The sequence below is a fragment of the Acidiferrobacteraceae bacterium genome, from assembly GCA_037388825.1.
Classification (GTDB): Bacteria; Pseudomonadota; Gammaproteobacteria; order Acidiferrobacterales; family JAJDNE01; genus JARRJV01.
In genome coordinates this window covers 39,532-45,531 of sequence record JARRJV010000015.1, presented here as the reverse complement: position 1 = coordinate 45,531, position 6,000 = coordinate 39,532, and the positions used below count along the sequence as shown (strand labels likewise).

Annotated in this window: 8 protein-coding genes; all 8 read right to left on the bottom strand. The window is 61.8% G+C overall.

What is annotated here, in order from left to right:
- The coding region (gene pyrB, locus P8X48_04290) for an aspartate carbamoyltransferase catalytic subunit (GenBank protein ID MEJ2106539.1) at positions 1 to 431 on the bottom strand (431 nt) is incomplete at its 3' end.
- Positions 428 to 928: a bifunctional pyr operon transcriptional regulator/uracil phosphoribosyltransferase PyrR gene (gene pyrR / locus P8X48_04285; GenBank protein ID MEJ2106538.1), complete on the bottom strand. Its 501-nt coding sequence runs from the start codon at positions 926 to 928 to the stop codon at positions 428 to 430. The genes pyrB and pyrR, both read right to left, overlap by 4 nt.
- A complete protein-coding gene (gene ruvX / locus P8X48_04280; protein ID MEJ2106537.1) occupies positions 912 to 1,355 on the bottom strand; it encodes a Holliday junction resolvase RuvX in 444 nt (147 codons plus the stop codon). The genes pyrR and ruvX overlap by 17 nt, the downstream gene beginning before the upstream one ends.
- Before the next feature lie 2 nt (positions 1,356 to 1,357).
- A complete protein-coding gene (locus tag P8X48_04275; protein ID MEJ2106536.1) occupies positions 1,358 to 1,615 on the bottom strand; it encodes a YqgE/AlgH family protein in 258 nt (85 codons plus the stop codon).
- A 180-nt stretch (positions 1,616 to 1,795) separates the two neighbouring features.
- Positions 1,796 to 2,686: a TonB family protein gene (locus P8X48_04270; GenBank protein MEJ2106535.1), complete on the bottom strand. Its 891-nt coding sequence runs from the start codon at positions 2,684 to 2,686 to the stop codon at positions 1,796 to 1,798.
- Between the two features lie 10 nt (positions 2,687 to 2,696).
- Complete coding sequence (locus tag P8X48_04265; GenBank protein MEJ2106534.1) at positions 2,697 to 3,680, bottom strand: lipoprotein; 984 nt, start codon at positions 3,678 to 3,680, stop codon at positions 2,697 to 2,699.
- Positions 3,677 to 4,627, bottom strand: coding sequence for a glutathione synthase (gshB, locus tag P8X48_04260; GenBank protein MEJ2106533.1), 951 nt, complete (start codon positions 4,625 to 4,627; stop codon positions 3,677 to 3,679). Before gshB ends, P8X48_04265 begins: the two co-directional genes overlap by 4 nt.
- A gap of 52 nt (positions 4,628 to 4,679) precedes the next feature.
- Complete coding sequence (gene gshA, locus P8X48_04255; GenBank protein ID MEJ2106532.1) at positions 4,680 to 5,978, bottom strand: glutamate--cysteine ligase; 1,299 nt, start codon at positions 5,976 to 5,978, stop codon at positions 4,680 to 4,682.
- Positions 5,979 to 6,000 lie beyond the last annotated feature (22 nt).

The window sequence follows — 6,000 nt, the reverse complement described above, 5'->3', positions numbered from 1 at the left end:
TGACGCCCGTCGCCGGCGTTGATGAGGCGGACGTGTGGCGGCAGATGCTTGGCGATCAGATAGGCGGCGCCGCTCTGGTTGTGACGCACGACGAACAGGTCGGTGCGCATGGCCTCCAGGTTGTCGATGGTATCCAGCACGGTCTCGCCTTTGCGCGTGGACGAAATGCCGGGATTGAGATTGATCACGTCGGCAGACAGGCGTTTGGCCGCGATCTCGAAGGTGGTGCGGGTGCGGGTGCTGGCCTCGAAGAACAGGTTTACCACCGTCTTGCCGCGCAGGAGCGGGACCTTCTTGATCTCCCGTTCGCCCACCGAGACGAAGGATTCGGCGGTGTCCAGTATTTCGACCAGGGTCTCCCGGGGCAGACCCTCGATGGTGAGGAAATGGTGCAGTCGTCCGCGGGCGTCAAATTGCAGATCGGCGCTCACCGGCGAGCCTCCCCGATGCGCAGTTCCAGGGGTTCCGGACCGGTCAGCTTCACCCGCTGGTCCGGTGCCAGCTCCAGCGTGGTCCCGACCACGTCTGCCTGGATCGGCAGTTCGCGGCCCTCCGGGCGCAGGATCAACACCGCCAGGGTGATGGATGCGGGTCGCCCGTAATCGAACAGTTCGTCCATTGCGGCACGGATGGTTCGCCCCGTGTGAAGGACATCGTCGACGAGAATGATGTGTCGATCATCAATGTCCACCGGCAGATCGGACGCCTTCACCTGGGGGTTGATTCCGATGCGAGTGAAGTCGTCCCGGTAAAACGAGATGTCCAGCGCGCCCAGGGGTTCGGTCAGTCCGAGGGCCTGGTGAAGACGCCTGGCAATCCAGACACCACCGCTGTGGATTCCGATCATGAGCGGGTCACGCTTGAGTTGCGGCCGTAGTTCGTCCGCCATGCGTGAGATGGCCGCGTCGATATCAATCCGCTCGCTCAAGGTCGGACTCCGAATGTTCACTCAGGAAGGTCTGGAGGATACTGCGTGCCGCCAGTCTGTCGAGAACCGGCTTGTGGCGGCGAACGGGAACGCCGGCGTCGATGAGATCGGACCTCGCCTCCCGCGTTGTGAGCCGCTCGTCTACCATATATATGGGCAGATTGTAGCGTTCGTGCAGGCGATTACCAAACTTTCTCGCGGCCCCGGTGACCGGATTGTCGCTTCCATCCATCTTCAGGGGCAGGCCCACAACCAACGCAACCGGGTTCCATTCCTGCACAAGACCGGCAATTGCGTCCCAGTCCGGTTGGCCACGCACGCGGCCGATCTCGGTCAGGGGATGGGCCTGACCGGTGCCGGTATTGCCAACTGCAACGCCAATGGTTTTTTCGCCGTAGTCGAAGCCGAGCAGATTTCGTCCACCCATGGTCAGGCGTGGCCGGCGCCGCCGTGCAGCGTGCTGAGGTCTACGCCAAGCCGGGCTGCCGCGGCCTGCCACCGTTCCGCCAGTGGGGTATGAAACAGGATGCGGTTGTCCGCCGGGCCATTGAGCCACGCATTGTCCGCCATCTCCTGTTCCAGTTGGCCGGCGCCCCAGCCGGCATAGCCCAGGGCAACGAGCCAGGTGTCCGGGCCCCGGTCTTCGGCAATGGCGTGGATCGAACAGATCGCCGAGAGCGAGCTCAAGCGGGCGGTTAATCACCAGGCCCAGGGCGCCGTCGGGGCTGTGATCACAGATCAGGGTGACGGTTCGGGAAAAATTCGGGTCAGCCAACGCCGGCATGGCGATGAGGAGCTGGTTGGTGAGCGGCGTGAACGTGCCCATTCGGTGTAGTATCAGCCAGCAACCGGCGGCGCGCAAGCCGGCTAGCCGGTCGTCCCCGGGGCCATGTTGAATTCCCACGTCCGGGTCAGGTGGAGGATGTCGGTCTCTTCCCGGATGTCCGGCGGGAAGGGTTCGAACGGTGCCGCCAGTCGCGCCGCGCGAATTGCGGCGTTGTCCAGGAGCTTGTTTCCGGACGAGCGAACGACGTGAATGTCATAGATCGATCCGTTCGCGCGAATGGCCACATCGAGGACCACGCTGCCGGACAGGCCCAGGCGTTTTATCTTTTCCGGGTAGTTCAGGTTCCCGATGCGTTCGACCTTGGCCTCCCAGGACGCAATGTAGGCGGCGTATTTGTATTGTCGCGCGCGCGCATGCAGGAACTTGTGGCGCGGACGCTTTTGCTTGTCCTGCCAGTAGCGGCCGATTTCGGTCCACTGGCGCGTCCGTTCATTACTGGGATCGACCTGCTGCAGGAACCCGATGCTACGTGGCTGCATCCTGGGTTCCACGCGGCTGTTCTTTGGGTTCGTGATTGGAATCCGGTGGCTGTCCGAGTCCGTATGCATGAGGTCGGCGGTTTCGTGGATCGGTTTCATGCGCTTCTGTGGTAGCTGGGGCTGGGTCGGCAGATCTGAATCCCGATCACTCAGCTCCCTCACCGGCAGGGGCGTCTGGGCCTCCTTTTCCTTCTTCGTGTCACCGCCGCCAATCTGGTTGAATTGGGCAAGGAAATCGGCGTCCTTCGGTTTGTCTTCGGTGCGAGTCTGAACCAGGGTCACCTCCAGGGTGGGCAGGCCCTGAATCTCCCGCAGCTTGGGCAGCGTGAAGGTGATCCCGAGAATGATCCCCATGTGTATCAGGAGCGATACAAAGGTGCTAAGACCGAGACGGTCCTTGCTGGAGAACGGATGTTCCTGCGTGGCGTCCATCAAGCGTAGTTTAGCCCTTTTGGGCGCTGTTTTCGTGCCCTTCGGACAGGTCTTTCATCGCCGCGCCGGTCAGGACGCGGCCATCGCTCGTGCGCAGTTGCACGGCTTTGAGCCCCAGGCCCCGGGTCACCGCGTGCCAGGCCTCCGGTCCCCCAACGAACAATACCGAGCAAGCGGCAGCGGCCTCGCTTGCGGTGCCGGCGACGACGACGGCGGATGCGGTACCGGAAGCCGGCGCGCCGGTGTGCAGGTCGAGAAGATCATCCTGATAGGTTGAGTCGCGTCCACCGAGTACGCACGCGGCCTGACCGTCGCCCAGGTGAAGTTGCGGACCAGATTGCGTGGGTGCAACGGTCCAGGGCCCCGAACCTTCCGACCCCAGTACCCGCGTGACCGGCCCGACGGACACGCGGGCGTTGTGGATCCCCAGGGCGCGCAAGTGCTCGATTTCCGCGTCGGCGGCATAGCCGTAGATCAGCAGGCCAAAGTCCAGGCGCAGCTGCGGGTTCCGGTTACGCATGCGGATTCCATCAACGTCGATGTCATTCATGGAGGGAGCGGCTTTGTGCAACTGGGCCAGTGCGGTCGGGTCAGGGGCGCTCCCTTCCTTGCGCACGGACTGCTTCGCGCGCAGCTGCTTCAGGGCGCCCAGAAGGGCTGGATTGAAGCGGCCGCCGCTTCGCCGGTAATAGTCCTGGGATTGCACGATCAGGCGATAGATGGACGGATTGACGGAAAACCATTCGCCGCTTTCCAGCAAAAGATTGGTGCGCATCATCGGCTTGGACGAAGCCGGCGGCAGGATGCCCTGCAGTGTTTTCAGTTCGGCCAGGATCTCATCGCGTGCCTTGCGCGCCGCACTGCTGTCTTTCGCGCGGATGTCCAGGGACACCCGGGTGCCGAAAAACGCGCGGTCGGTGTGCAGTGGTCCGGACTGGCCGCAGGCCGCCAGTAGTACGGCCAGCGGAAAAGCGATCAGGATGCGCGGGTTCATTTCAGGCGTTTCTCGATGGCGTCCATCAGCTGACTGGCGATATCCAGATCGTAGATCGTATCGAGTTCGCGGATGCAGGTGGGACTGGTGACGTTGATTTCCGTGAGATAGTCGCCGATTACGTCCAGGCCGACGAAAATCAGGCCCCGGTCGCGCAGGCTGGGGCCGACCTGTTGGCAGATCCAGCGATCGCGCTCGCTCAGTTCGACTCCCACTCCTTCACCGCCTGCGGCCAGATTTCCCCGCGTCTCACCCGGGCGGGGAATACGGGCGAGGGCCCAGGGGACGGGCTCACCATCAATCATGAGGATGCGCTTGTCGCCGTCGCGGATCTCCGGGAGATAGCGCTGGGCCATAATGTACTGCGTGCCGAAATGGGTCAGGGTCTCGATCACCACGCCGATATTCGGGTCATTCGTGCCCAGGCGAAAGACTGACGCACCGCCCATGCCCCACAGGGGTTTCACGACAATGTCGTCCTGTTCCGCGAGGAAGTCACGGATCCGGCCGGCATCGCGTGTGACCAGGGTGGGTGGAATGCACTGCGGGTACCAGGCGGTAAACATCTTCTCGTTGGCATCGCGTAGCGCCTGGCAGCGGTTGACCACCAGCGCGCCCCTGGCCTCGGCCTGTTCCAGAATGTACGTGGTGTAGATGTATTCCGTGTCGAACGGCGGGTCCTTGCGCATCAGGATGACATCGAGATCGGCAAGGGCAATCTGCCGCGGCTCGTCCAGGTCATACAGCTGCGAGGGATCGTAGGACACGGATAGAAGCGTCCTTGCATCGGCATAGGATTCACCGTCACGCAGGAACAGATCCGCCTGCTCCATGTACTGGATCTGCCAGCCGCGCTTGTGCGCCGCCAGCAGCATGGCAAGGGTGCTGTCCTTTTTCGGGTTGATGTTGGCGATGGGATCCATCACCACGCCCAATCGGATTGTCATAGGGCCTCAGTCCACAAGTCTGCTGAATCGGGATTGACGGGGGCTGCGGGATTCACGCCAGGCTGGCCAGTTCGCGCGCGGCAGCCAGCAGGGCCAGTCGGGAGATAACCCCATAGGCATAGAACCGGTTGGGGTTTGCGTCGGGTGAACGGTTTGGGTCCGGCGTGGTACAGGGTTCCTCGAAGGCAAGGGGCTCGAAATGCATGCCCGGTGCGTTGAGGTTTTCATTCGGACCGCGGTCGGTGTGGACGCGGTAGAAGCCACCGACCACATGATGGCCGATCATGTACACCACGGGCTCGGCCACCGCATTGGTTTGAGCCCAAGTCTCGAAACTGTAGACACCTTCCTGGATGATGACCTCCGACACAGACTGGCCCTCCTTGATGCGGGCCATCTTGGTGCGCTGTTTTCGGCTCAGCTGGCGGACTTCATCCACGCTACGGACCATCATGATTCCCATTCCGTAGGTTCCACGCTCCGCCTTGACGATTACGAAGGGCTCGTGATCGATCTTGTACTCGGCATACTTCTTCTGCACCTGTTCCAGCAGGGCGCCGACATTCTTTGCCAGGCAATCCTCGCCTTCCCGCTTCATGAAATCGATCTTGCCACACTTGCGGAAATAGGGGTCGATCAGCCAGGGGTCGATCTCCACTTTTTCGGCGAACTCGCGTGCGACCCGCTGGTAGTGGGCAAAGTGATCCGATTTCCGACGCAGCGTCCAGCCGATATCGAGTGGCGGGACCACCGGTTGCTCAATCCCTTCCAGGATTTCCGGGCGACCGGAAGACAGGTCGTTGTTCAGCAGGACCAGGCAGGGATCAAAACCGGCCAGCCCTACTCGATTGCCGTTGCGTGTCAGTGGTTCCAGCAGTACCGAACGCCCTGACGGCAGGGAAATGCTCATCGGGTCCTCCAGATCTGGCAGGAGCGAGCCGATGCGTACCTGGAATCCAGCCAATTCGATGATTTCGCGCAGTGATGCCAGATTCTCCAAATAAAACGTATTTCTTGTATGGTTTTCGGGTACCAGCAGGATCCCGAAGGCCTCCGGGTGTACGCGCTCGATTGCCGATTGCACGGCCTGGATACACAGGGGGACGAAGGCCGGATTGAGGTTGTTGAAGCCGGCGGGAAACAGATTCGTGTCGACGGGGGCCAGTTTGAAGCCGGAATTGCGCAGATCTACGGAGGCGTAGAATGGCGCCCGGGTCTTGCGCCATTCCGCGCGAAACCATTGCTCGATCTCGGTCTGGTAGTCGAGCATGTGACGTTCAATCTCATACAACGGTCCGGTCAGGGCCGTGGTAAGGTGGGGAACGGCATGCAAAGGCTCGATTGCGGTCATGGTCTGGTCATGATCTTCCGGT

Bases quoted from the DNA above. Each gene is read 5' to 3' on its own strand.
- gshA (MEJ2106532.1), bottom strand. From the start codon at position 5,978: ATGACCGCAATCGAGCCTTTGCATGCCGTTCCCCACCTTACCACGGCC.
- gshB (MEJ2106533.1), bottom strand. From the start codon at position 4,627: ATGACAATCCGATTGGGCGTGGTGATGGATCCCATCGCCAACATCAAC.
- ruvX (MEJ2106537.1), bottom strand. From the start codon at position 1,355: ATGGGTGGACGAAATCTGCTCGGCTTCGACTACGGCGAAAAAACCATT.
- P8X48_04265 (MEJ2106534.1), bottom strand. From the start codon at position 3,680: ATGAACCCGCGCATCCTGATCGCTTTTCCGCTGGCCGTACTACTGGCG.
- P8X48_04270 (MEJ2106535.1), bottom strand. From the start codon at position 2,686: ATGGACGCCACGCAGGAACATCCGTTCTCCAGCAAGGACCGTCTCGGT.